We start from the raw sequence: 22,911 nt of genomic DNA, 5'->3' as shown, positions 1-22,911 counted from the left end.
GGTGCGGAGCGAAGCCTCGAAGGATGAGGGAAAAGAGCATCGTTGGTTTAGCCTTAAATCGCTACGCTTAAAACTCTTCCGGGCGCTTGCCGCCGATGGCTCTTGTCAGTTCGTCGGCGGTCGAGCGGATCATCGGTCCAAGTTCGTCCCACGCTTTCTTCGGCAGACGCACGGCGGGGCCGGAAACGGAAATGCCGGCTATCGCCTCGCCATATTCATTGAAAATCGGGGCTGCGATGCAGCACATGCCAAGCGTGTGCTCTTCGTCATCGATAGACCAGCCACGCACGCGCGTCGCCTGAATATCCTTCAGAAGTACGGGCAGCGTATCGAGCGTGTGCGGCGTAAAATGTTCCAGTGCTTTGCCGCGTAGGGCATGGGCGATCTGCGTGTCCGACCAGGTGGACAGGATCGCCTTGCCGATGCCCGAGGCGTGGATCGGCCCGCGCCGACCGGGGCGGAAGAAGGCGCGCATCGGCGCATGGCTTTCGATCTGCGAAATGAAAACCACATCGCCATCGTCCTCGACGCCGATATTGGCGGTCTCGCCGCTCGTTTCCATCAACTGTTTCAGATAGGGCCGCGCCAGCGTGCCAAGCTTGCGGAAACGGCGAAAGGCGTTGCCGATCTCGAAGGCCTTGACGCCGATCACCCAGTCTCCCGTCTCCAGATCGTGCGTAACCATGCCGTGATTGGCGAGCGACGATAGCAGCCGATGCACCGTGGACGGAGCCATGCCGCTGGCCTCGGACAGATCCGTCAGCGTCGATCCGTCATTTTCGGCAATCAGCGCCAATAGTTTCAGGCTGCGATCCAGAACCTGCACGGAAGTGGGCGCGGCATCTTCCGCCGCCTTGCGGCCCCGCTTCGCCTTCGCCTGTTCCATGAACGCACCTCCGATTCCCTGATTATCCATCACTATCCCATTGCCGCGGGTGCGAAAAGAGGCGTCGATTATCGCCATTCCGTTGAAAATCTTTATTTCCATATAATGGTATGCATTTCCATTTTTTGAAAATAACATAGGTAAATGGAGAATGTATCCATAGGAGGAACGGCCATGGCCAGAATGCGTGCAGTCGATGCAGCGGTGCTTGTGCTGGAAAGAGAAGGGATCAATTGCGCTTTCGGTGTGCCGGGCGCAGCCATCAATCCGTTTTATTCGGCCATGAAGGCGCGTGGCTCGATCCGCCACATACTGGCGCGTCATGTCGAAGGCGCTTCGCATATGGCCGAGGGCTATACCCGCGCCAGACATGGCAATATCGGCCTGTGCATCGGTACGTCCGGCCCCGCTGGCACCGACATGATCACCGGGCTTTATTCGGCGTCGGCCGACTCGATCCCGATCCTCTGCGTCACGGGACAGGCCCCACGCGCACGTCTCGACAAGGAAGATTTTCAGGCGGTTGATATTGCCAAGATCGCGGCCCCCGTCACCAAATGGGCGGTCACGGTCATGGAACCGGCACTGGTGCCGTATGTCTTCCAGAAGGCGTTTCACATCATGCGTTCGGGCCGTCCGGGTCCGGTCCTGATCGACCTGCCGATCGACGTACAGATGGCCGAAATCGAGTTCGACATCGACACCTATCAGCCGATGGAGGCCTTTAAGCCGTCCGCGACGCGGGCGCAGGCCGAAAAGGCGCTGGCCATGCTGAACGCGGCGGAGCGCCCGCTGATCGTTGCAGGTGGCGGCATCATCAATGCCGATGCCTCCGATCTGCTGGTTGAATTCGCCGAAATCACCGGCATTCCGGTCATCCCGACCCTGATGGGCTGGGGCGTTATTCCCGACGATCATCGCCTGATGGCGGGCATGTGCGGGCTCCAGACGTCGCATCGCTATGGCAATGCGAACCTGCTTGCTTCCGATTGCGTCATCGGCATCGGCAATCGCTGGGCCAACCGGCACACCGGCACGATCGATACCTACCGGAAGGATCGCACCTTCATTCATATCGACATCGAGCCGACGCAGATCGGACGTGTTTTCGCGCCGGATTTCGGCATTGTCTCGGATGCGGGCAAGGCGCTGAAACTGCTGCTGGACGTTGCCACCGAATGGAAGTCGGCGGGCAAGCTGCGCGACTGGTCCGGCTGGGCCGAGGAATGTCAGGGGCGCAAGCGCACCATGCTGCGCAAGACCCATTTCGAGCAGACGCCGCTGAAACCGCAGCGCGTCTATGAAGAGATGAACAAGGCGTTCGGGCGCGACACCTGTTATGTCACGACCATCGGTCTCAGCCAGATTGCGGGCGCGCAGTTCCTGCATGTCTATCGTCCGCGCAACTGGATCAATTGCGGGCAGGCCGGGCCGCTTGGCTGGACCTTGCCAGCGGCGCTTGGCGTGCGCGCCGCCGATCCCGACCGGCCCATCGTCGCGCTGTCCGGCGATTACGATTTCCAGTTCATGATCGAGGAACTGGCGGTCGGCGCGCAGCACAAGCTGCCCTATATCCATGTGGTCGTGAACAATTCCTATCTCGGCCTCATCCGTCAGGCGCAGCGCGGTTTCAACATGGACTTCGAAGTCAGCCTGGCCTTCGACAATATCAATGCGTCGGGCGATGCGGAAAAGGGCTATGGCGTCGATCATGTGGCCGTTGCCGAAGGGCTTGGTTGCAAGGCGGTGCGGGTGCGTCGTCCCGACCAGTTCGCTGAAGGATTTGAGACAGCAAAAGCGCTGATGCAGGAACATCAGGTGCCGGTCGTGCTGGAATTCATTCTCGAACGCGTCACCAATATCTCCATGGGCACCGACATCGATCAGGTGGTTGAATTCGAGGAACTGGCCGAACGCGGCGAAGATGCGCCGACAGCGATTGCGGCTCTTCTCGATTAGATCGTGATGGTTTCACGTTGATCGATTGCCACGTTTCTCCCTCATCCTGAGGAGCCTCCCGAGCCTGTCGAAGGGAGGCGTCTCGAAGGGCGAGGGAAAAGAACAGAGTGAGGGCAATTTCAGGAAAGTGCGAAACAGTTTCCATCGGAATTGCGTAAAAAATAAAGTTCAAGGAGGCGAAAATGCCGAGATTTGCAGCCAATCTCACCATGCTTTTCAATGAAGCGCCCTTCATGGAGCGCTTTGGTCTAGCCGCCAAGGCCGGATTCACCGGGGTGGAATATCTCTTTCCCTATGAGTTCAACCGGCATGAGTTGAAAGCCGAGCTTGCAAAACATAATCTGGCGCAGGTCCTGCACAACCTGCCCGCCGGTAACTGGGCGGGCGGCGAACGTGGCATCGCGGTCCTGCCGGATCGCGTGGACGAATTCCGGCGCGGCGTGGCCGATGCCATCGACTATGCTGCGACGCTCAATTGTTCGCAGGTCAACTGCCTGTCTGGTATCGCGCCGCAGGGCGTGGACCCGGATGTACTGCGCGCCACTTTCGTCAGCAATCTGCGGCTGGCGGCGCGCGAACTGGGCAAGCACGGCATTCGCCTGCTGATCGAGCCGATCAACCATTACGATATTCCGGGCTTTTACCTGAACACGGTGGAGCAGGCGGTTTCGATCATCGACGAGGTCGGCAGCAACAATCTGTTCATCCAGTATGACCTCTATCACCAGCAGCGCACGCGCGGCGAACTCATCGCCACCTATGAGCGCTACAAGCCGCTGATCGCCCATATCCAGCTTGCCGACAATCCGGGCCGTAACGAGCCGGGAACGGGCGAAATCAATTATCCGGTGGTTTTTGAAGCACTGAAAGCGGCCGGTTATCGGGGCTGGATCGGTTGCGAATACAAGCCGAAGACCACGACCGAAGAAGGTCTGGGCTGGTTTAAAGCATTTCCAGCAAAAGTGCGAAGCGGTTTTGCGTTGGATAATGCGTGAAGAAAAAAGTCAATATGAAGCCGAACGGCTGAGCGCATAAGGGAGATATGTCATGGCGAAAATAGGTTTCATCGGACTGGGGATCATGGGAACGCCCATGGCGCGGCATTTGCAGGATGCGGGGCATCAGCTTTTCACCTCAAAGCACTTTATCCCGCCGCATCAGGATCTGATCGACAACGGCCTGCACATCCTCGACACGCCGAAGGATGTCGCAGCGCATTGCGAAACGACGATCCTCATGCTGCCGGACACGCCGCAGGTTGCCGAAGTGCTCTTTAATCAGGGCGGTGCGATAGAGGGGCTGGGCAAGGGCAAGACGCTCATCGACATGAGCTCGATCTCGCCCATCGAAACCAAGGAATTTGCAAAGAAGGTTCGCGCAACGGGTGCGGAATATATCGACGCGCCGGTGTCTGGCGGCGAAGTGGGCGCGAAAAATGCAAGCCTCTCCATCATGGCGGGCGGCGCGCAGGCGGCTTTCGATCAGGCGCTACCGCTCCTGAAACTCATGGGCAAGAATATCACTCTCGTCGGCGATTGCGGCGACGGCCAGACCACCAAGGTTGCAAACCAGATCATCGTTGCGCTCAACATCGAGGCCGTGGCCGAGGCTCTGGTTTTCGCTTCCAAGGCGGGTGCCGATCCAGCCAAGGTGCGCGATGCGTTGATGGGTGGCTTTGCCTCGTCGCGCATTCTCGAAGTGCATGGCGAGCGCATGATCAAGCGCACCTTCGACCCCGGCTTCCGCATTGCGCTGCATCAGAAAGACCTCAATCTCGCGCTTCAGGGCGCAAAGGCGCTGGGTGTTTCGCTGCCCAATACGGCAACGGCGCAGGAACTTTTCAACTCCTGCGCGGCGCATGGCGATGACGGTCTCGATCATTCCGGTCTCGTGCGTGCGCTGGAGCGCATGGCCAATCACGACGTGGCGTGATCAGCTCTTCGGAGGGGAGAGGGGTGGAGCTGGCGGTCTGGAGGAGATGGCCGGCTCCACATTGATTTTGCAGGCGCGACGCGGAATAGTGCCGCCATTCAAACGCGAACACCGGGATTTCCATGACTGCCATCGCCGACCCGAAAAAGTTTCTGACCAGTCTTTTCGATGCCGCCGTTGCTGCGGCCGATCCCGAATTGGTGATCCGCGCCAATCTGCCCGCAAGGCCGAGGGGGCGCACGATCGTCATTGGCGCTGGCAAGGGTTCGGCCCAGATGGCGGCGGCTTTTGAGCGCGCCTGGGCTGAAAAACACGACGCGCCACTCGAAGGCGTGGTGGTGACGCGCTATGGCTACGGCTGCAAGTGCGAGCGGATCGAGATCATCGAAGCCGCGCATCCGGTGCCGGATGCAGCCGGGCTTGCGGCATCGAAGCGCATGTTCGATGCCGTCTCGGGCCTCACCGAAGACGATCTGGTCGTGGCGCTTATATCCGGCGGTGGTTCGGCACTGTTGCCGTCACCGCCCGAAGGCATGACGCTGGAAGATGAAATCGCCGTCAACAAGGCGCTGCTCGCATCGGGCGCGCCGATTTCGGCAATGAATGCGGTGAGAAAACACCTCTCCACCATCAAGGGCGGCAGGCTTGCTGCTGCGGCACATCCGGCCAAAGTGTTCTCGCTGGTCGTGTCCGATATTCCGGGCGACAATCCGGCCTTTGTGGCCTCCGGTCCGACCGTACCCGACGCAACCAGCCGCGACGAGGCGCTGAAGATCATCGATCGCTACAAGCTCGATCTGCCGCAAGCCGTTCTTGCCCATATCAAAAGCGAAAACGCCCACGCACCCAAACCCGACGATCCGGCTTTTGCGAGAAACGAGGTGCGGGTGATTGCGTCCGCCGCCGTATCGCTGGAAGCCGCAGCGGCAGAAGCGGCACGCCGTGGCGTCGAGGCGGTGATCCTGTCGGATGCGATGGAAGGCGAGGCGCGTGAAGTGGCGCATGTTCATGCGGCGATTGCCCGTGAAGTGGCCGACCGTGACCGCCCGTTCAAAAAGCCGGTGGTGATCCTGTCAGGCGGTGAAACCACGGTCACGCTGCGCGGTAAAGGCGGCAAGGGCGGGCGCAACAGCGAGTTTCTGCTGTCCTTCGCGCTCGATATTGATGGCTATGCTCAAATCCATGCGCTTGCCGCCGATACGGACGGTATCGACGGTTCGGAAGACAATGCCGGGGCTTTTGCTGATGGCACGACGGTTATGCGCCTGCAAAAAACGGGCGAGGATGGCGCGGCGCGGCTTGCCAATAATGACGCATGGACGGCGTTCAACGCCATTGGCGATCTGTTCGTGCCGGGACCGACCGGCACCAATGTCAACGATCTCAGGGCTATTTTGATCTTGGGCTAGATTCATCATCGAGCAGGATGCGGTTGGCCGCGCCGTCAAGATCGTCATACTGGCCGTTTTTGAGCGACCACAGGAAGCCGATCAGCCCCAACAGCCCCAGAAACAGTGCGATGGGGATGAGGAAAAGAAGCCCGCTCATTTGTGCGCCTCTTTCATGATCCCTGACGGGGCGGTCATGTCCCGCACCTGTTGTTCCTGCTTGCCCGCTTTCAGGCGCAGCGCATTGGTGACCACGATGACCGATGACAGCGACATGGAAAGTGCTGCCACCAGCGGCGTCACATAGCCGAAAACGGCAACCGGCACGGCGATGATATTATAGCCGATCGACAGCGCAAAATTCTGGCGGATCAGTTTGCCAGCTTCCTTAGAGACGGCAAAGGCCAGCGGCACGGCGGAGAGGCTCGACCGCAGGAACACGAAATCGGCGGCATTGCGTCCGATATCGGCGGCGGTTGCGGGCGCCATCGACACATGCGCCGCAACAAGGGCTGGGGCATCGTTCAGCCCGTCGCCGACCATCAGCACCTTGCGGCCCTCGGACATCCGTTCTTGCACCAGTTGCGACTTGTCGGCAGGCAACACCTCGGCGCGGTAGTTTTCAACGCCAAGATAATGGCTCAACTTCTGCACGGCAGGCAATTTGTCGCCGGAAATGATCTCCAGCTTCAGGCCATTGCGTTTCAGTGCGCCGATGGCTGCAACCGCATCCTCACGCGGGCTGTCTTCAAAACGGAAGGTTTCAACCAGTGTGCCATTGATGGAAAGACAGGTTTCGGGGCCATTGGCGGCTAAGGAATTTACATCGTCACCGGCCCAGTCGCGCTTGCCCAGACGATAGATCGTGCCGTTCAGTTCCGCCTCGATGCCTGAACCCGGCACTTCCTCGATGCGGCTATAGGCGGTCATCGGCTTTGCGCCGGAGAAGAGCGCCAGCGCGCGCGACAGCGGGTGGCGCGAATAAAGCGACAGTTCGGCGGCGATTTCGAGATTGTGCGGGTCTATGCCCTCTGGCCTGACCAGACGCGGCTGGCCGAGCGTCAGCGTGCCGGTCTTGTCGAAAATGGCGGTGTCGATTTCGGCCATGCGCTCCATTGCGGAGCCGTCCTTGATCATGATGCCGTTTTCAAACAGGCGACGCGCTGCCACCACCTGCACGATGGGGACCGCCAGCGCCAGCGCGCAGGGGCAGGTGATGATCAGCGTGCAGATGGCGATATAGATCGAGCGATACCAGTCGCCGCCCGTGTAGAACATCCAGCCCACAAAGGCGAGAAAGGCGATGGAATGCACCATCGGCACATAAAGTTCCGATGCCCGGTCGGCAATGCGGCGATAGGTGGCGCGTCCGCCTTCGGCCACGTCCATCAGTCGCACCATTTCGGCAAGGAAAGAGTCTCTTGCCTGTGCCGTGGCGCGAATGACCAGCGGCATGGAAAGATTGAGCGTCCCGGCGCGAATATCCGAGCCGGGGCCGACCGGCACCGCATCGCTTTCGCCGGATGCGATGGCGCAGTCGAGTTCGGAGCGCCCTTCCTCGACCCTTGCGTCCACCGGAACGCGTTCGCCCGCCGCCAGAATGATGCGCATTCCGGGACGGATTTCGTTGACCGGAAGATAGTTGCGCTCGTCGTTTTCACCGATCACCACAGCGCCGCGTGAACCCAGTTGCGCCAGCCCGCGCACGGCGGAGCGCGCGCGCGTGCGCATCAGATGGTCGAGCGTGCGCCCGATGAGCAGGAAGAAAAGCAGCGAGACCGAGGCATCGAAATAAGCGTGCTGGCCATGGTTCAGCGTTTCAAAAACACTCATTGCGAAGGCGAGCGTAATGGCAAGCGCAATCGGCACATCCATATTGAGGCGCCCGGCGCGAAAGGCATTCCACGCGGAAACATAGAAGATGCGGCCGGAATAGATCAGTGTCGGCAGGGCGATGAGGCCGGAAATCCAGTGGAACAGATCGCGCGTTGCCGCATCCGCGCCCGACCAGACGGCGACGGACAGAAGCATGACATTGCTCGATGCGAAACCCGCGACGCCAAGCGCGATCAGCAGACGCGTGAAGGCCGGGTCCTTGTCCTGCGCCATGTCGAAGATATGCGCCTCATAGCCGAGCTTGCGCAAGGGATCGACCACATTGGGCGGGGTCTCGCCGTCCTTCCAGCGCAGCGTCACGCGACGCGCGGTGAGATTGACGCGCGCATAGGCAATGCCCGGAATCTTGCCCAGGGCTTCTTCGATGGTCTTGATGCACAATCCGCAATGAACGCCCGGCACCGACAGGTCGAGCTGGCGCAGGCCGTCGCCGAGCGCACGGCTGGCGAGTTGCATCTCGTCGGGAGATACAGCCTGCATGACGGTTGCGATCTGCGCATTCTCGACGCAACAGCTCACAGCATTCTCCCATCCTTGATCAGAACCCGGATGATATGGCGATAGGGATCGTCAAGCCCGGCATCGGCGTTCACTTCCATGATCCACGCGCCATCGGTAAGGGTGAGTGGCGCGGTCAGGACGCCCTTTCCGCCGGCTTCAAGCGTTATTTTCGTGTCATGCACGTCGCCGACCGGGCGCTTGAATTCCACCGTTCCGCCCGTCATCGTAACGGGCTTACCGGCGTGGTCCGTGAGCCGCCAGGTGAAGATGCCGTTTTCATAGGCCGGCTTCGACTGCCATTGCAGCGCGGCCTGTTCCTTGCCGGTCTGCGCCTTTTCGTTGAATTCCTGGCTTGCCACATAGCCGTTCTTGACGACGAGGCCGCTCCAGCTATGGAGCGCGAAATAGGCCATCGTCAGATTGACGGCGATGATGACGCCGAAGAAGGCGCACATGATGCCCAGCATGTGCCAGCCGGTGAAGGTGCCTGTAGATGTCCGTGCCTGCGCTGCCATTATCGTCCCTCCGGGGCCATGAAGGTTGTCTTGTAACGGGCATGTTCCGCGCTGTCCGCATCCCGCACGCTGATTCTGAAATCCTCGCGCCGATCGTCGATGGCGTCATGCGGCAAGGTCACGAAGACGCGCAGTGTTTTCAGCCGGTCCGGCTCGACCGCCACGTCATAGTTGCCGTCGCTGTCCGGCGTTTCGTCCTGCACGGTCAGTTTCGCCCCCGGCAGACCGTCGATGGCGAGGCGGAAAGTGCGTGGCGTCGGGATCATGTTCAGGAGCTTGACCGTATAGCCGTTGCGAATGGAACCGTCGGACAATAGCACATATTGCGGGTTGCGGTCATGCAGCACATTGATGCCGATGCGCTGGCGGGAGGAGAGCGAAATGACGAGTGTGACGCCGATCAACAGCCAGACGATGAGATAGAACAGGCTGCGCGGACGCAGCACTTTTTTCAGCGACAGGTTCTGAACCTTGTCCGAAAACCTGTTCGGCGCTTCATAAACGCGCGCCGGGTCGATTGCGGCCGTGCCGTTATTGGTCGCCAGCGCCATATTGGCGTTGTAATCGGCCAGCGTCGCATAGGAGATCAGGCCGCGCGGCTTGCTGACCTTGTCCATAACGGAATTGCAGGCGTCGATGCACAGCGCGCAGGTGATGCATTCGAGCTGCTGGCCGTCGCGAATGTCGATGCCCATCGGGCAGGCGGCGACGCAGGCATTGCAATCCACGCAATCGCCCACGGTTTCACCCGTCGCGAGCGCCTTCTTGGCGTGGCGCGAACGCGGCTCGCCGCGCCAGTCATTATAGGTGACGGTCAGCGAGTTCTCATCGAGCATCGCCGCCTGAATGCGCGGCCACGGGCACATATAGGTGCAGACCTGCTCGCGCATCAGTCCGCCGAAAATATAGGTAGTGGCGGTCAGGATCGCGACCGTGAAATAGGCGATGGGCGCGGCATGGCCCGTGACGAAATCCCGGAGCAGGCTTGGCGCATCGGCAAAATAGAAGATCCATGCGCCGCCGGTCAGGATGCCGATCATCAGCCAGATGGCGTGTTTGGTCACGCGCTTCCACAGCTTCTCGAAGCTCCACGGCGCCTTGTCGAGTTTCATGCGCGCATTGCGGTCGCCTTCGACGGCGCGCTCGACAACCAGAAAGAGATCGACCCAGACCGTCTGCGGGCAGGTATAGCCGCACCAGGCGCGGCCAGCGACCGAGGTCACGAGAAACAGGCCGAGGCCCGCCATGATGAGCAGGCCCGTGACGTAATAAAATTCCTGCGGCCAGATTTCGATGAAGAAGAAATAGAAGCGGCGGTTCGCCAGATCGACCAGAACCGCCTGGTCGGGCGCGTAAGCGCCGCGATCCCAGCGCAGCCATGGCGTCAGATAATAGATGCCCAGCGTGATGGCCATGACGATCCATTTGAAGCGCCGGAATTCACCCTGTACGCGCTTCGGGAATATTTTCACCCGCGCCGCATAAAGCGACTGGCGGATTTTGGGGGAATTGACCGCCTGAACGTCGATGCGTTCGACATCATCTGACATTTTTTTGCTCCTGCCGCACTGGGCCTTCGGCAAGCTCAGCAGCTAAAGGGGAGTAGGGGAATATGGGAGTAAGGGAGTATGAGAAGAGGGAGTGCCGTTTCGGGCGTTCGCAACCAAAACATACTCCCCTATTCCCCTTACTGCCTTACTCCCTTCTCTTCATTCGCCTCCGCCCAGCGAATGCACGAAGATGGCCAACTGCTTGACCGTCGTTTCGCCGAGGCGTGGTTCCCATGCGGGCATGACGCCGTGCTTGGGATGCGACGCCTGCCGGATAATGGCGTCTTCGCCGGAACCGTAGAACCAGATTGCGTCGGTGAGGTTCGGTGCGCCGAACTCGCGCAGGCCCTTGGCATCCGGCCCATGGCAGACCGCGCAGTTTTCCGTGAAGACCTTCTGCCCCTCCGGTATCCGCGACGGATCGTGCGGTGTGCCCGAAAGGCTGACCACATAGGCGGCGACGTCGCGGATCTGCTGCGGCTCCAGAACGTCGGCGAAGGCCGGCATTTCCGAAACGCGGGTATCGGCATCGTCCTGCGAGCGCACGCCGTGGCGGATGGTCGTCAGGATGTCGTCGACGGAACCGCCCCACAGCCAGTCATCGTCATTGAGGTTCGGATAGCCGGGCGCGCCCTGCGCGCCGGAGCCGTGGCACTGCACGCAGTTGACGCGGAAGGCTGCCGCCCCGCTGGCGATGGCATATTGGCGCAGGTTTTCGTCGGCCATGATCTCATCGACGGTCTTGGCCTTGATCTGGTCGAGGATGCCCTGGCGCTCGGAAGCGATCTGGGCGTTTTCCTGCCAGAACGCACCGCGGCTCGACCAGCCCATAAGTCCCGCCGTCGAGCTGTTGATCAGCGGCCAGGCCGGATAGGCGATCACATAGGCCAGCGCCCATACAACGGTGGCATAATATGTCCACAGCCACCAGCGCGGCATCGGGGTGTCGAGTTCCTTGATGCCGTCCCATTCATGCCCGGTCGTGGCTACGCCGGTGACATCGTCGATTTGCTTGTCAGTCATTTGCGTCATCCTTGAAAGGAATGTCCTGCGCGCGGTCGGCCATCTGCTTGCTGCCCGGCCGGAAGGCATAGAAAACGGCGAACAGGAAAAAGAGCGCCATGCCGAGCAGCCCCCAGCTATCGGCGAAAGTGCGCATGGTGTTATAATCCATGGCTCTCTCCTATCGCGCTTTCGGGGACTGGTCGTAGGTCGAGAAATCGACCAGCGTACCGAGCATCTGGAGATAGGCGACGAGTGCGTCCATCTCGGTCAGGGCTGCCGGATTGCCGTCGAAATCGCCGAGCTTTGCCTTGGGATAGCGCGTCTCGATACCCGACGTGTCGGCATTGGGATCGGCCTGGGCCTGGAGATCGGCAACGGCGTTGTCGATCATTTCCTGATTATAGGGCACGCCCACGACCGCATTTGCCTTGAGGTCGGCCGCGATATTGGAGGCTTCCAGCGGGCGGTCCTTCAGGAAGGCATAGCTCGGCATGACCGATTCCGGCACCACGTCGCGCGGACGGACGAGGTGCTGGACGTGCCATTCGTTGGAATAGCGGCCGCCGACGCGCGCGAGGTCAGGCCCCGTGCGCTTCGAGCCCCACTGGAACGAGTGGTCGTACATGGATTCCGCCGCAAGGCTGTAGTGACCGTAGCGCTCCACCTCGTCGCGGAAGGGACGGATCATCTGGCTGTGGCACAGATAGCATCCTTCACGCACATAGATGTTGCGTCCCGCCAGTTCCAGCGGCGAATAGGGGCGCATGCCCTCCACTTTCTCGATGGTGTTTTCGAGATAGAAGAGCGGTGCGATCTCGACGATGCCGCCGACCGTGACCACGGCCAGCGAGGCGATCAGCAGCAGCGTCGCGTTTTTCTCCAGTTTGGAGTGATTGCTGAGTATCGACATAAATCACACGCTCCTTATTCGGCAGGCTGCATGGAGGCAGGGGCGACAGGCTGTGCACCACCCATCGGGGCTTCATTGCGCAGATTGCCGCGAATGGTCTGATAGACGTTCCAGGCCATGACCAGACCGCCGGTCAGGTAGAGCACGCCGCCAAGCGTACGGATGACGTAGTAGGGGAACATGGCGAGCACGGTTTCGGCGAAGGAATAGACGAGGAAACCCTGATCGTCGTATTCGCGCCACATCAAGCCCTGCTGGATACCCGCGACCCACATGGCGGCGGCGTAGAGCACGATGCCAAGCGTGGCGAGCCAGAAGTGCCAGTTGACCATGCGCACCGAATAGAGCCGCTGGCGGTTCCACAGTTTGGGCGCCAGATAATAGACGGCGGCGAACGAGATCATGCCGTTCCAGCCCAGCGCACCAGCGTGAACGTGACCGATGGTCCAGTCCGTATAGTGCGACAGCGAGTTGACGGCCTTGATCGACAGCATCGGGCCTTCGAAGGTCGCCATGCCGTAGAAGGCGATGGCCGCGACCATGAGACGGATGATCGGATCGGTACGCACCTTGTCCCAGGCGCCCGAAAGCGTCATCAGACCGTTGATCATGCCACCCCAGGACGGCATCCACAGCATGATCGAGAACACCATGCCCAGCGTCTGCGCCCAGTCGGGCAGGGCCGTGTAGTGCAGATGGTGCGGGCCGGCCCAGATATAGAGGAAGATGATCGACCAGAAGTGCACGATGGACAGGCGGTACGAATAGATCGGACGGTTGGCCTGTTTCGGCACGAAATAATACATCATGGCGAGGAAGGGGATGGTCAGGAAGAACGCGACCGCGTTATGGCCATACCACCATTGCGTCACCGCATCCTGCACGCCCGCGAAGGCCGAATAGCTCTTCACGCCGAGGAACGACACCGGGATCGCCAGATTGTTGACGATGTGCAGCATGGCGATGGTGATGATGAAGGACAGGTAGAACCAGTTCGCCACATAGATATGCGGTTCTTTACGCTTCAGGATCGTGCCGAGGAAGACCACGAGATACACGACCCAGACGATGGTGAGCCACAGATCGACATACCATTCGGGTTCGGCATATTCACGGCTCTGCGTGATGCCGAGCAGATAGCCGGTCGCGGCCATCACGATGAAGAGCTGGTAGCCCCAGAACACGAACCAGGCCAGATCGCCGCCGAAAAGGCGGGCGCGGCAGGTGCGCTGCACGACATAGAAGGACGAGGCGATCAGGATATTGCCGCCAAAGGCGAAGATGACCGCGGAAGTGTGCAGTGGACGCAGGCGACCGAAATTCAGGTAAGGCGCCAGGTTGAGGTCCGGGAAGGCAAGCTGGGCGGCGATGATGACACCGACGAGAAACCCGGCAACGCCCCAGAAAACCGTTGCAATGACACCATAGCGGATCGGCCCGTCCAGATAGGTGGACTGGTCCGTCTTTTGCGGTGCCAGGCCGTAATTGGCGTTCCGCATCAGAAGAATGGTGAAGATGGCCAGTGTGGCGAACAGAATCCACATATGGGTTCTGAACAGCTCATCATGAGAAAAGCCGGCCAGGAGCACGGCAAAAAGCGCTCCCAGACCGGACAGGACTGTTCCAGCGGCGTAGTTCATGAAATCCCCTCGCAGCGCATGACGAAAGTTGCTCCGGGTGGAGCAACGTTAGCGATAGCTCTCCTAACCGCATCGCGCGGCATAGAGTCATTGATCTAAATCAAATAGCGCCGGAAAGAGCTGTGACAAATTGCGATCTCTCCTTGCCGCCTTCGATGGTCATCCGATCAAGGTGCCGGGAACCACGAATTCCGCCCGAAGCCCGCCTTGCGGGCGGTTTGTCAGGTGCAGTTCCCCGTCCAGCCGCTCCGCCGCCATCTTGACGATGGCGAGGCCGAGGCCGCTGCCGGTCTCGTTGCGATGCGCGCCGCGAAAGAAACGCCCGGTCACATGCGGCATTTCGCTTTCGGGAATGCCCGGCCCGTCATCTTCCACGACCAGCAGCAGTTTTCCGCTTTCCGCCTCGATGCGGCAATGCACGGTCCCGCCCTTCGGGGAGTGGTTGACGGCGTTTTCGATGAGATTGCGCGCCGCGAGCGTGAAGAGATGCGGCGCGGGCAACTGCACGAGCGGCATGGTTTTCGGCAATTCGATGGAAACGCCGCGATGGGCGGCAAGCATCCGCATGTCGGTGGAGATCGACACCAGAAGCTGGCAGGCGGGTTCGGGCCTGGGCGTCTCGACCTCTTCGCCGGTTTCAAGCGCTGCAAGGTCGAGCAACTGATTGACGAGGCGGCTTGTGCGGTCGACGCCCGCCGCGATCTGGCGCACGGCATTTGCGCGCATCGCCTCGTCCCTGGCGCCTTCGGCGATCTGCGCCTGCGTCTTCAGCCCGGCCAGCGGCGTCTTCAGCTCATGCGCGGCGAAGATCGCGAAATTGCGTTCGCGCTCGCGCGCTTCCTCGACGCGCTGGAAAAGCCCGTTGAGCGCCGTGACGGCCGGTGCGATCTCGCTCGGCAGATTGCGCGCGGGCAGCGGATGCAGATCCTCCGCCCGCCGCGCGGAAAGAACGGCGGCGAGGCGGCTCAGGGGATCGAGGCCACGCCGGACGCACAGCCAGATCATCAGCGCCAGAACCGGCAGCATCAGAAATGCGGGGAGCACAAGGCCCGTAACCACGTTCTGCACCAGTCTTTCGCGCACGCTGAGACTGTCGCCCACCATGACGCGCAGGCCGAGCTGCGTATTCTCGACCGCGAAGACGCGCCAGCGGTCGCCTGCCACCTCCGTATCGGAAAAGCCGTTGGCAACCGTGGTCAGCCGTACGCCGGGCGCGCTTTCGGACCGGCCTACAAGCTTGCCGTCGAGCGCCCATATCTGACAGAAAAGCTGGCGGTCGTAGATCGGAAAATCGGGGAGGGGTTTCAGCGAAAGCTGTCCGCCGTCGCCGTCCGGTCCGACCGCGACGCGATGCTCGGTCAAAAGCGAATTGACCATGCGGGCGGCTTCCATCAGCCGCGCATCCAGCACTTTTTCAAGCTGCGACTGGGTGTTGTTGTGAATCCAGACCACGGCGAACAGCCAGACGAGGCAGGTCACGCCGATGAGGATGCCGGTCAGGCGGCTGCGAATGGAATTCATGTTCCCGCTCCCGCCAGCCGGTAGCCGACCCCGCGCACCGTTTCGATATAGTCGGAACCGAGCTTGGACCGCAGATGGTGGATATGCACCTCCACCGCATTGCTTTCAACCTCCTCCTGCCAGCCATAGAGCGCTTCCTCCAGCGACGACTTGGAGAAGGTCGCCGCCGGGCGTTCCATCAGGGCACGCAGAATGGAGAATTCGCGCCGCGTCAGCCGCACGGGATCGCCGTTGAACCGCACCGACATTTCCGCCGGGTCCAGTTCCACCCCGCGCCATTCGAGCAGTCCGCTGGCCCGTCCCGCGCTACGCCGTGCAATGGCGCGCAGCCGCGCGGCAAGCTCATGCAGGTCGAAGGGCTTGCCGACATAATCGTCGGCCCCGGCGTCAAGCCCTGCAATGCGCTCCGGCACCTGATCGCGGGCGGTGAGCAGCAGCACCGGCGTCTCGTCGCGCCCGCGCCGCATGGTTTTGAGAATGTCGAGGCCGGAGCCGTCCGGCAGCATCAGGTCGAGCACCACGGCATTATAGTTCTGGGCGGCGAGCGCGGCTTCCGCATCGCCGCAATTCGCCACCGCATCCACGGTGAAACCGGCAAGCCCCAGCCCGACGGCCAGCCCGTCGAGAAGGATTGCATCGTCTTCGACCACGAGTATGCGCATGGGTTCCTGTTTCTGCCTTTAGAGCATGATTCCGAAAAGTGGGAACCGGTTTTCGGATAAAATCATGCTCAAATAAAAGATTAGAACAGGATTGCGATTCAACCTAAATTCATCCCGTTCTCGTGAGGTTCAAGCCTGCGGGAGCTTTTCGCCGCGCCAGCTTAAGGCTGCCTTAAGGTGGCGGGGACATTCGCTTTTTGCAACACGATCCAATTTATCCGAATCAAATTTATGCGGAAAACCGTGACACGTCTTTTTGCGAGCCTTACAGGCCTCATCCTCGCCCTGCTTCTGGCGCTCGGCCCTGCCGCAGCCTCGAATCCGCTGCCGGTCGATCAGGCTTTCCGCCTGAATGTGACGAAGGATGCCGGCGGCAGTCTCATCCTGAACTGGCAGATCGCCGACGGCTATTATCTTTACCGCGACCATATTGCCGCCATGGACGGGCAGGGCAGGGCGCTTGCCGTCGAAACGCAGCCCGGCCAGCCCAAGGACGACCCGAATTTCGGGCGGCTGGAAGTCTATTACACCCACGCCAGCGCAAGCCTCAAGGCGGATGGCGAGCCGGTGCAGCTTACCTATCAGGGCTGTCAGGAAGACGGCATCTGCTATCGCCCGGAAACCCGTACCGTCGATCCGGTCACGCTGGCAGTATCGAGCGAGATGGGCCGCATGAGCCGGTCGCTCGCGAAAGGTTCACCCTTCGTGCCTGCCGTCGCCCCTGCCGCCGATATGGCATCGCCGCAGGCCGACGCACAGACACCCGCTTTCGCCCTCGCGCCCGAAAAGGGCATGGTCGAGCGCCTGCTCGACCGGGGCGGGGCCGGTCTGGTGATTGCGGCATTTCTGGCCTTCGGCGTCCTTCTTGCTTTCACGCCCTGCGTTTTTCCGATCTATCCGATCGTGGCCGGAACACTGGCGCGTGAGGGCGAAAGGCTGACGGCAAGGCGCGGCTTCGTGCTTTCCTCCATCTATGTCGTCAGCCTTGCGCTCGGCTTTGCCGCGGTTGGCGCGATTGCGGGCTGGTCGGGCCAGAACCTCCAGATGGTGCTTCAATCGAAATGGACGGCTCTGGTGCTGGCGGCAATATTCACGCTTCTGGCGCTTTCCATGTTCGGCCTGTTCCAGATCCAGCTTCCCGGTTCCTGGGTCAGCGCCATTTCGGCGCGTACCGGCGCGCGAACCGGGTCCGGGCGTTCCGCTGCCATTCTCGGCTTTTCCTCGGTGCTGATCGTCGGTCCCTGCGTCACCGCCCCGCTGGCCGGTGCGCTGCTTTACATCGCCCAGACGGCCAATGTCGCGCTCGGAGCCTCGGCCCTGTTCGCGCTCGGCATCGGCAAGGGGCTTCCGCTCATCGCCTTCGCGACACTCGGCGCGGGCACGCTGCCGCGCGCAGGCGCGTGGATGGAGACGGTGAAGCAGATTTTCGGCTTCGGCTTTCTGGCGACCGCCATCTTCATGGCCGCGCCGCTGCTGCCGTCGGGCGTGGACATGGTGCTGTGGGCGCTTCTGCTTTTCGGCGCGGCAAGCTTCGCTTTTCTTCGCATACCGGGCCGCAGCGTCGTGGCGCGCACCATCGGCACGGCGGCTTTCGTCTACGGGGTGATCTTGATGCTCGGCGTCGCGTCGGGCGGAAAAGACCCGTTGCAGCCGCTGGCGGCGCTGGTAAACCGTGACGGCAGCCGGAAACTGGCCGCGCTGCAATTTTCGCCGGTCGAGACGGTTTCTTCCCTTCAGCAGAAACTTGGCAAGGCGCGCGGCGACATGCCGACGCTTGTCTATTTCACGGCGGATTGGTGCGTGAGCTGCTCCACCGTGGAGCGCAGGGTTTTGCCCGAAGCTGGCGTGAAGAAGGCGCTGGGCGGCTATCAACTCGTCAAGGCCGATATTTCCGAGCTTACCGCAGGCAATGCCGACCTGATGGCGAAGCTGGGTGTGGCGGGACCGCCGACCATGATCTTCTTCGACCGCCTGAGCAGGGAACCGGAAGGCACAAGGCTGGTGGGCGATGTCACGACCGCCTCTATCGAACGCTCGGTCGGCCTCGTCGGCACTGACGGAAAATAAGGATGCAAGGATTTCAAGATGACCCGGGGGCAAGGAAATTGATGGTATTGAATGAAAAGCCGGACGCACGGAGATCGTTGCTGCGGGTGGCCGTGGTTGCCTGTCTGCCTTTTGCCGCCGCAGCCTGCACCACTGCTTCGGCAGATCGGCCTGTTGCCGTCACCATGCCGCAGCCGGTGGCCTTTTCGCCCGAACCCGTCGCGGAGGCGCAGCCGGAAGTGCAGACGGCAAAAAGCGAATATGAGGCCATGTATGGCGCGGTGAACGATCGCGGCAATCTCATCCCGGCGCTCGATCTCGACAAGATCGCCGGTCGCAATCTGCGCAGGCAAGTGGATTATGCCACGAGCGAGCCGGTCGGCACCATCGTGGTCGATCCCTATGCCCGTTATCTCTATCTGGTGCAGCCCGGCGGCAAGGCGCTTCGCTATTCGGTCGGCGTCGGCCGCGCCGGTCTGACCTTCAAGGGCGATGCAAAGGTTGCCTACAAGTCACAATGGCCGCGCTGGACGCCGACGGCCAACATGATCAAGCGCAACCCCGATCACTATGCAAAATACGCGAAGGGCCTTGAGGGCGGCATCCGCAATCCGCTCGGCGCCCGCGCGCTCTATCTCTATCGCGACGGCAAGGATACGCTCTACCGCATTCACGGCACGAACGAGCCTTGGTCGGTCGGCAAGGCGGCGTCTTCCGGCTGCATCCGCCTCTATAATCAGGACATTCTCGATCTCTACAAGCGCATCCCCGCGGGCGCACGCGTCGTTGTGCTGGACAAGGGCCAGTCTCGAACCCAATCGGGCAAAGGAGCAAGCTCATGATGAACCGTCGTCAGATATTGGCCGCAACCGCAGCCGGTGCCGCTACCGTCGCCATTTCAGGCGGCGAAAGCCTTGCGCAGCGCGTGCCGACCGTGGCCGAAGTCCTTTATGACAAGGAAGTTCCGGTCCTGGGCAATCCCAATGGCAATGTGACCATCGTCGAATATTTCGATTATCAATGCCCCTATTGCAAGAAGGGCCATGGCGAGTTGATGCGCGTGGTCAGGAAAGACGGCAATGTGCGTCTGGTCATGAAGGACTGGATCATCTTCGGTGATACGTCGGCCTATGCCGCACGCCTCGTTCTCGCGGCGGAAAAATCGGGCAATTACGTCAAGGCCATGGAAGCGCTGATGGCGACGCCCGGCCGTCTCACCCCGGAACAGGTCAAGGCGGCGCTCAAAAAGAGCGGGCTCGAAGCCGCCAAGCTCGAAGCCGCCTACAAGGCCGATGCAAAGCGCATCAATGCCATTCTGGAGCGCAACATGGATCAGGGCGAGGCTTTCAATTTCGGCGGAACGCCCTCCTTCGTCATCGGCACCAAGCTTTATGGCGGCGTCATGCGCGAGCGGGAACTGGTCGAGGCGATCAAGGATGCGCGCAAAGGCTGATCCTCTTCCCGTCGAAAAAATCAGGCCAGGGGCGAAGCATCGGCTTCGCCCTTTTTGTTTTGAAATAACAAGGGTTTGGTTTTAGGCTTAAGCGTCGGCGCGTCTGTCCCGAATTTGAAAGCAAGCAGCGGAGTGTGGCCCGAACGTCCTGGCATTAGGTTTCCTTCATGCTCATATTGAAGGAATACGGATATGAACCTCATGACCCTGAAAACGCATGATCCCGATGAAGACCGCTGGCAGAAGGTGCTCGACCGCGACAAGGCGTCGGACGGCGCATTCGTCTATGCGGTCCGCACCACGGGCGTCTATTGCCGCCCTTCATGCCCGTCGCGGCGCGGAAAGCGCGAAAACGTACAGTTCTTCGACCGTTGCGAGGATGCCGAACAGGCCGGTTTCCGGCCATGTATGCGCTGCAAGCCGCATCTTTCGCAAACGCTGGCCGCACAGAACAATGCCCGCCATGCGGAGATGGTCGCAAGCGCCTGCCGCTTCATCGAAATGGCGGAGGAAATGCCTTCGCTTGAGGAAATCGCAGCTTTCGTGAAGGCGAGCCCGGCGCATTTTCACCGCATCTTCAAGGCTTTCACCGGCCTCACCCCGAAAGCCTATGCCGATGCCCATCGCGCCCGGAAAATGCGGGCGGCGCTGGACGAGCCGCGGATACGCGTGACCGATGCGATCTACGATGCGGGCTATAATTCCTCAAGCCGCTTCTATGAAGCTTCGGCAAGGATTCTGGGAATGACGCCGAGGGCTTACAGGCAGGGCGGCAAGGATGCCGACATCCGTTTCGCCATCGGCCAGTCGGCGCTGGGGGCCGTTCTCGTCGCCGCAAGCGGCAAGGGCGTCTGCGCCATCCTGATGGGCGACGATCCGCAGGAACTGATCGGCGATCTGGAACGGCGTTTCCCGAAGGCCAATCTCATCGGCGCCGACCGGGATTTCGAGGATGTCGTGGCGCAGGTTGTCGGTTTCGTCGAAGCGCCGGGCATCGGCCTCGACCTGCCGCTCGACCTTCAGGGCACCGCTTTCCAGCAACGGGTCTGGCAGGCGCTGCGGGACATTCCGGCCGGAAAGACCGTAAGCTATACGGAAATCGCCGAACGGATCGGCGCGCCGAAATCGGTGCGCGCCGTGGCGCAGGCCTGCGCCGCCAACAAGATCGCCGTGGCGGTGCCATGCCACCGGGTGGTGCGCAACGATGGCGGCATTTCCGGCTATCGCTGGGGCGTCGAACGCAAGCGCGATCTCCTCGAGAGGGAGCGCCAGGTATGAGCGGGACGCGGGACGAACTGGCGGCGAAAATTGCCGCCCGTGACTGGCAGCAGATCGGCGCCAAACTGGACGAGTTCGGCGCCGCAACCCTGAAAGACATGATTTCGCCGCAGGATTGCCATGATTTGGTCACGGGATATCCGGTTTCCGCCACATTTCGGAGCGTCATTTCGATGTCCCGGCACGGATTTGGGCGCGGAGAATACAAATATTACGCAAATCCTCACCCTGCCATAATTCAGAATCTCCGCCGCAACCTCTATCCGCGGCTTGCTCCGGTCGCCAATCGCTGGAGCGAAAGGCTGGGTTCCGGCATGGATTTTCCGCCGACCCATGAGGCCTTTCTGACCCGCTGTCACGAGGCCGGGCAGACGCGCCCGACCCCGCTGATCCTGCAATATGTCGAGGGGGATTATAACTGCCTGCATCAGGACCTTTACGGCGACATTTTCTTCCCGTTGCAGGTGGCGGTGCTTTTGTCCGAACCGGGCAGGGATTTCACTGGCGGGGAATTCGTCCTGACCGAACAGCGCCCGAGGATGCAGAGCCGCGCCGAGGTGGTGCCGCTGCAACAGGGCGATGCGGTGATTTTCGCGGTCAACGACCGCCCGGTGCGAGGCACGCGTGGTGATTATCGCGTCAGGATGCGCCACGGCGTCAGCCGCATCCGCTCCGGTATGCGCCATACGCTGGGCATAATCTTTCACGATTCCAGATAGAGGTTGAAACCGGCGTTTCGATGGCCTTTGATCGCGGCGAAGCGATCGAAGGAGTCGGAAATGAGCGTCACCATCTACGGTATCAGGAACTGCGACACGATGAAGAAGGCGCGTAACTGGCTCGAAGACCACGGCATCGATTACGGCTTTCACGATTACAGGAAGGAGGGCCTCGACGCGGCGACGCTCGACGGTTTCCTGAAGCAGATCGCTTGGGAACAGCTTCTCAACCGCGCGGGCACGACTTTCCGCAAACTGCCGGAAGAACAACGCCGGAATGTCGATGCTGCTGGTGCGCGCGCTTTGATGCTGGAGCAGCCCTCCATGGTGAAGCGCCCGGTGCTTGAAAAGGACGGCAAGCTCACCGTCGGTTTCAAGCCGGAGCAATATGAGGCCTTTTTTAGCGCATAGGGTTCAGGCCGCGTGCCTCGTTTCCAGAATGCGGTCGATCAGCCCCCATTCGACGCCCTGTTCGGCGGTCATGAAATTATCGCGGTCGAGCGCGCGTTCCGCTTCCTCATAGCTGCGCCCGCAATGTTCGGCGTAAAGCCGCGTCATCAGGCGCTTGGTGCGCTGCGCTTCCTCGGCATGTATGAAAATATCCGACGCCTGCCCCTGAAACCCGCCGGAAGGCTGGTGGACGAGCAGGTTCGCGTTCGGCAATGCGGCGCGGTGCCCCGGTTCGCCCGCCATCAGCAGGAAAGACCCCATCGAGCGGGCGGTTCCCATGCACAGCGTATGCACCGGCGCACGCACGTAACGCATCGTGTCATAGATGGCGAAGCCGCTCGTCACCACGCCGCCCGGCGAATTGATGTAGAGATTGATCGGCTGTTTTGAGTTTTCCGCTTCCAGAAACAGAAGCTGCGCGCAGACGAGCGCGGACACGGCGTCGTTCACCTCGCCATTGAGAAAGATGATCCTTTCGCGCAGCAGGCGGGAATAAATGTCGAAGGATCTTTCGCCCCGGCTCGACTGTTCCACGACCATGGGGACGAGTTGCATTGTTTCGCGCATCGGCGAACTCCTTTCTCCAGAGCATTTTCAGCA

Annotated in this window: 22 protein-coding genes; 10 read left to right on the top strand and 12 right to left on the bottom strand. The window is 61.0% G+C overall.

Annotation, left to right across the window (positions count from 1 at the left end; genetic code table 11):
* Positions 1 to 67: 67 nt before the first annotated feature.
* A complete protein-coding gene (locus FHS76_RS10545) occupies positions 68 to 886 on the bottom strand; it encodes an IclR family transcriptional regulator (RefSeq protein WP_183652350.1) in 819 nt (272 codons plus the stop codon).
* Positions 887 to 1,060: 174 nt separating this feature from the next.
* Between FHS76_RS10545 and gcl the strand changes: the two genes are divergently transcribed.
* The 4 genes from gcl to FHS76_RS10525 all read left to right on the top strand — a co-directional run bounded on the left by gcl (position 1,061) and on the right by FHS76_RS10525 (position 6,186).
* Positions 1,061 to 2,845: a glyoxylate carboligase gene (gene gcl / locus FHS76_RS10540; protein ID WP_183651850.1), complete on the top strand. Its 1,785-nt coding sequence runs from the start codon at positions 1,061 to 1,063 to the stop codon at positions 2,843 to 2,845.
* Between the two features lie 182 nt (positions 2,846 to 3,027).
* Complete coding sequence (gene hyi / locus FHS76_RS10535; protein ID WP_183651847.1) at positions 3,028 to 3,840, top strand: hydroxypyruvate isomerase; 813 nt, start codon at positions 3,028 to 3,030, stop codon at positions 3,838 to 3,840.
* 52 nt (positions 3,841 to 3,892) lie between these two features.
* On the top strand, positions 3,893 to 4,777 hold the full coding sequence (locus FHS76_RS10530) for a 2-hydroxy-3-oxopropionate reductase (RefSeq protein ID WP_183651843.1): 885 nt from the start codon (positions 3,893 to 3,895) through the stop codon (positions 4,775 to 4,777).
* A 122-nt stretch (positions 4,778 to 4,899) separates the two neighbouring features.
* Positions 4,900 to 6,186, top strand: a complete 1,287-nt coding sequence (locus tag FHS76_RS10525; RefSeq protein ID WP_183651841.1) for a glycerate kinase type-2 family protein — start codon at positions 4,900 to 4,902, stop codon at positions 6,184 to 6,186.
* Here the strand turns inward: FHS76_RS10525 and ccoS are convergent.
* The 10 genes from ccoS to FHS76_RS10475 form a co-directional block, all read right to left on the bottom strand.
* Complete coding sequence (gene ccoS / locus FHS76_RS10520) at positions 6,167 to 6,325, bottom strand: cbb3-type cytochrome oxidase assembly protein CcoS (RefSeq protein ID WP_183651839.1); 159 nt, start codon at positions 6,323 to 6,325, stop codon at positions 6,167 to 6,169. The two genes, FHS76_RS10525 and ccoS, sit on opposite strands and share 20 nt — an antisense overlap.
* Positions 6,322 to 8,580 carry a cation-translocating P-type ATPase gene (locus tag FHS76_RS10515; RefSeq protein ID WP_183651837.1) on the bottom strand — a complete coding sequence of 753 codons (2,259 nt, stop codon included), beginning with the start codon at positions 8,578 to 8,580 and terminating at the stop codon, positions 6,322 to 6,324. The genes ccoS and FHS76_RS10515 overlap by 4 nt, the downstream gene beginning before the upstream one ends.
* Complete coding sequence (locus tag FHS76_RS10510; protein ID WP_183651835.1) at positions 8,577 to 9,077, bottom strand: FixH family protein; 501 nt, start codon at positions 9,075 to 9,077, stop codon at positions 8,577 to 8,579. The genes FHS76_RS10515 and FHS76_RS10510 overlap by 4 nt, the downstream gene beginning before the upstream one ends.
* A complete protein-coding gene (ccoG, locus tag FHS76_RS10505) occupies positions 9,077 to 10,627 on the bottom strand; it encodes a cytochrome c oxidase accessory protein CcoG (protein ID WP_183651832.1) in 1,551 nt (516 codons plus the stop codon). Before ccoG ends, FHS76_RS10510 begins: the two co-directional genes overlap by 1 nt.
* Positions 10,628 to 10,786: 159 nt before the next feature.
* Positions 10,787 to 11,650, bottom strand: a complete 864-nt coding sequence (gene ccoP, locus FHS76_RS10500) for a cytochrome-c oxidase, cbb3-type subunit III (protein ID WP_183651829.1) — start codon at positions 11,648 to 11,650, stop codon at positions 10,787 to 10,789.
* Positions 11,643 to 11,801 carry a cbb3-type cytochrome c oxidase subunit 3 gene (locus FHS76_RS10495; RefSeq protein ID WP_183651827.1) on the bottom strand — a complete coding sequence of 53 codons (159 nt, stop codon included), beginning with the start codon at positions 11,799 to 11,801 and terminating at the stop codon, positions 11,643 to 11,645. The genes ccoP and FHS76_RS10495 overlap by 8 nt, the downstream gene beginning before the upstream one ends.
* A 9-nt stretch (positions 11,802 to 11,810) precedes the next feature.
* Positions 11,811 to 12,542 carry a cytochrome-c oxidase, cbb3-type subunit II gene (ccoO, locus tag FHS76_RS10490; RefSeq protein WP_183651824.1) on the bottom strand — a complete coding sequence of 244 codons (732 nt, stop codon included), beginning with the start codon at positions 12,540 to 12,542 and terminating at the stop codon, positions 11,811 to 11,813.
* A gap of 14 nt (positions 12,543 to 12,556) precedes the next feature.
* Positions 12,557 to 14,182, bottom strand: coding sequence for a cytochrome-c oxidase, cbb3-type subunit I (gene ccoN / locus FHS76_RS10485; protein WP_183651821.1), 1,626 nt, complete (start codon positions 14,180 to 14,182; stop codon positions 12,557 to 12,559).
* 159 nt (positions 14,183 to 14,341) lie between these two features.
* Positions 14,342 to 15,703, bottom strand: a complete 1,362-nt coding sequence (locus tag FHS76_RS10480) for an ATP-binding protein (protein ID WP_183651819.1) — start codon at positions 15,701 to 15,703, stop codon at positions 14,342 to 14,344.
* Positions 15,700 to 16,365 carry a response regulator gene (locus FHS76_RS10475; RefSeq protein WP_183651814.1) on the bottom strand — a complete coding sequence of 222 codons (666 nt, stop codon included), beginning with the start codon at positions 16,363 to 16,365 and terminating at the stop codon, positions 15,700 to 15,702. The genes FHS76_RS10480 and FHS76_RS10475 overlap by 4 nt, the downstream gene beginning before the upstream one ends.
* 243 nt (positions 16,366 to 16,608) lie before the next feature.
* Here FHS76_RS10475 and dsbD point away from each other — a divergent pair, with 243 nt between their 5' ends.
* The 6 genes from dsbD to FHS76_RS10445 all read left to right on the top strand — a co-directional run bounded on the left by dsbD (position 16,609) and on the right by FHS76_RS10445 (position 22,272).
* The gene (gene dsbD, locus FHS76_RS10470) at positions 16,609 to 18,432 is read left to right on the top strand and encodes a protein-disulfide reductase DsbD (RefSeq protein WP_328700469.1); all 1,824 of its coding nucleotides are present in this window, start codon (positions 16,609 to 16,611) and stop codon (positions 18,430 to 18,432) included.
* A 41-nt stretch (positions 18,433 to 18,473) separates the two neighbouring features.
* Positions 18,474 to 19,253, top strand: coding sequence for a L,D-transpeptidase (locus FHS76_RS10465; protein WP_183651809.1), 780 nt, complete (start codon positions 18,474 to 18,476; stop codon positions 19,251 to 19,253).
* Positions 19,250 to 19,864 (top strand): DsbA family protein, encoded by a 615-nt coding sequence (locus tag FHS76_RS10460; protein ID WP_183651806.1) that lies wholly within the window; start codon positions 19,250 to 19,252, stop codon positions 19,862 to 19,864. The genes FHS76_RS10465 and FHS76_RS10460 overlap by 4 nt, the downstream gene beginning before the upstream one ends.
* A gap of 192 nt (positions 19,865 to 20,056) precedes the next feature.
* Positions 20,057 to 21,142, top strand: a complete 1,086-nt coding sequence (gene ada / locus FHS76_RS10455) for a bifunctional DNA-binding transcriptional regulator/O6-methylguanine-DNA methyltransferase Ada (protein WP_183651803.1) — start codon at positions 20,057 to 20,059, stop codon at positions 21,140 to 21,142.
* On the top strand, positions 21,139 to 21,861 hold the full coding sequence (locus FHS76_RS10450) for a 2OG-Fe(II) oxygenase (RefSeq protein WP_183651800.1): 723 nt from the start codon (positions 21,139 to 21,141) through the stop codon (positions 21,859 to 21,861). Before ada ends, FHS76_RS10450 begins: the two co-directional genes overlap by 4 nt.
* A 60-nt stretch (positions 21,862 to 21,921) precedes the next feature.
* The gene (locus tag FHS76_RS10445; protein ID WP_183651797.1) at positions 21,922 to 22,272 is read left to right on the top strand and encodes an ArsC family reductase; all 351 of its coding nucleotides are present in this window, start codon (positions 21,922 to 21,924) and stop codon (positions 22,270 to 22,272) included.
* Between the two features lie 3 nt (positions 22,273 to 22,275).
* On the opposite strand, the gene FHS76_RS10440 is transcribed toward FHS76_RS10445, so the two are convergent.
* The gene (locus FHS76_RS10440; protein ID WP_183651794.1) at positions 22,276 to 22,878 is read right to left on the bottom strand and encodes an ATP-dependent Clp protease proteolytic subunit; all 603 of its coding nucleotides are present in this window, start codon (positions 22,876 to 22,878) and stop codon (positions 22,276 to 22,278) included.
* Positions 22,879 to 22,911 lie beyond the last annotated feature (33 nt).

The organism is Brucella daejeonensis (assembly GCF_014199265.1).
GTDB lineage: Bacteria > Pseudomonadota > Alphaproteobacteria > Rhizobiales > Rhizobiaceae > Brucella > Brucella daejeonensis.
The sequence above is the reverse complement of the archived record's forward strand: the minus strand, read 5'-3'. Positions and strand labels throughout refer to the sequence as shown.

Excerpts from the sequence above, each read along its gene's own strand:
- FHS76_RS10495 (WP_183651827.1), bottom strand. The coding sequence starts at position 11,801 with ATGGATTATAACACCATGCGCACTTTCGCCGATAGCTGGGGGCTGCTC.
- FHS76_RS10510 (WP_183651835.1), bottom strand. The coding sequence starts at position 9,077 with ATGGCAGCGCAGGCACGGACATCTACAGGCACCTTCACCGGCTGGCAC.
- FHS76_RS10525 (WP_183651841.1), top strand. The coding sequence starts at position 4,900 with ATGACTGCCATCGCCGACCCGAAAAAGTTTCTGACCAGTCTTTTCGAT.
- FHS76_RS10545 (WP_183652350.1), bottom strand. The coding sequence starts at position 886 with ATGGAACAGGCGAAGGCGAAGCGGGGCCGCAAGGCGGCGGAAGATGCC.
- FHS76_RS10450 (WP_183651800.1), top strand. The coding sequence starts at position 21,139 with ATGAGCGGGACGCGGGACGAACTGGCGGCGAAAATTGCCGCCCGTGAC.
- ccoP (WP_183651829.1), bottom strand. The coding sequence starts at position 11,650 with ATGACTGACAAGCAAATCGACGATGTCACCGGCGTAGCCACGACCGGG.
- gcl (WP_183651850.1), top strand. The coding sequence starts at position 1,061 with ATGGCCAGAATGCGTGCAGTCGATGCAGCGGTGCTTGTGCTGGAAAGA.
- ccoS (WP_183651839.1), bottom strand. The coding sequence starts at position 6,325 with ATGAGCGGGCTTCTTTTCCTCATCCCCATCGCACTGTTTCTGGGGCTG.
- ccoG (WP_183651832.1), bottom strand. The coding sequence starts at position 10,627 with ATGTCAGATGATGTCGAACGCATCGACGTTCAGGCGGTCAATTCCCCC.
- ccoO (WP_183651824.1), bottom strand. The coding sequence starts at position 12,542 with ATGTCGATACTCAGCAATCACTCCAAACTGGAGAAAAACGCGACGCTG.
- FHS76_RS10465 (WP_183651809.1), top strand. The coding sequence starts at position 18,474 with ATGGTATTGAATGAAAAGCCGGACGCACGGAGATCGTTGCTGCGGGTG.
- FHS76_RS10460 (WP_183651806.1), top strand. The coding sequence starts at position 19,250 with ATGATGAACCGTCGTCAGATATTGGCCGCAACCGCAGCCGGTGCCGCT.
- FHS76_RS10440 (WP_183651794.1), bottom strand. The coding sequence starts at position 22,878 with ATGCGCGAAACAATGCAACTCGTCCCCATGGTCGTGGAACAGTCGAGC.
- FHS76_RS10445 (WP_183651797.1), top strand. The coding sequence starts at position 21,922 with ATGAGCGTCACCATCTACGGTATCAGGAACTGCGACACGATGAAGAAG.
- FHS76_RS10475 (WP_183651814.1), bottom strand. The coding sequence starts at position 16,365 with ATGCGCATACTCGTGGTCGAAGACGATGCAATCCTTCTCGACGGGCTG.
- ada (WP_183651803.1), top strand. The coding sequence starts at position 20,057 with ATGAACCTCATGACCCTGAAAACGCATGATCCCGATGAAGACCGCTGG.
- hyi (WP_183651847.1), top strand. The coding sequence starts at position 3,028 with ATGCCGAGATTTGCAGCCAATCTCACCATGCTTTTCAATGAAGCGCCC.
- ccoN (WP_183651821.1), bottom strand. The coding sequence starts at position 14,182 with ATGAACTACGCCGCTGGAACAGTCCTGTCCGGTCTGGGAGCGCTTTTT.
- FHS76_RS10530 (WP_183651843.1), top strand. The coding sequence starts at position 3,893 with ATGGCGAAAATAGGTTTCATCGGACTGGGGATCATGGGAACGCCCATG.
- FHS76_RS10480 (WP_183651819.1), bottom strand. The coding sequence starts at position 15,703 with ATGAATTCCATTCGCAGCCGCCTGACCGGCATCCTCATCGGCGTGACC.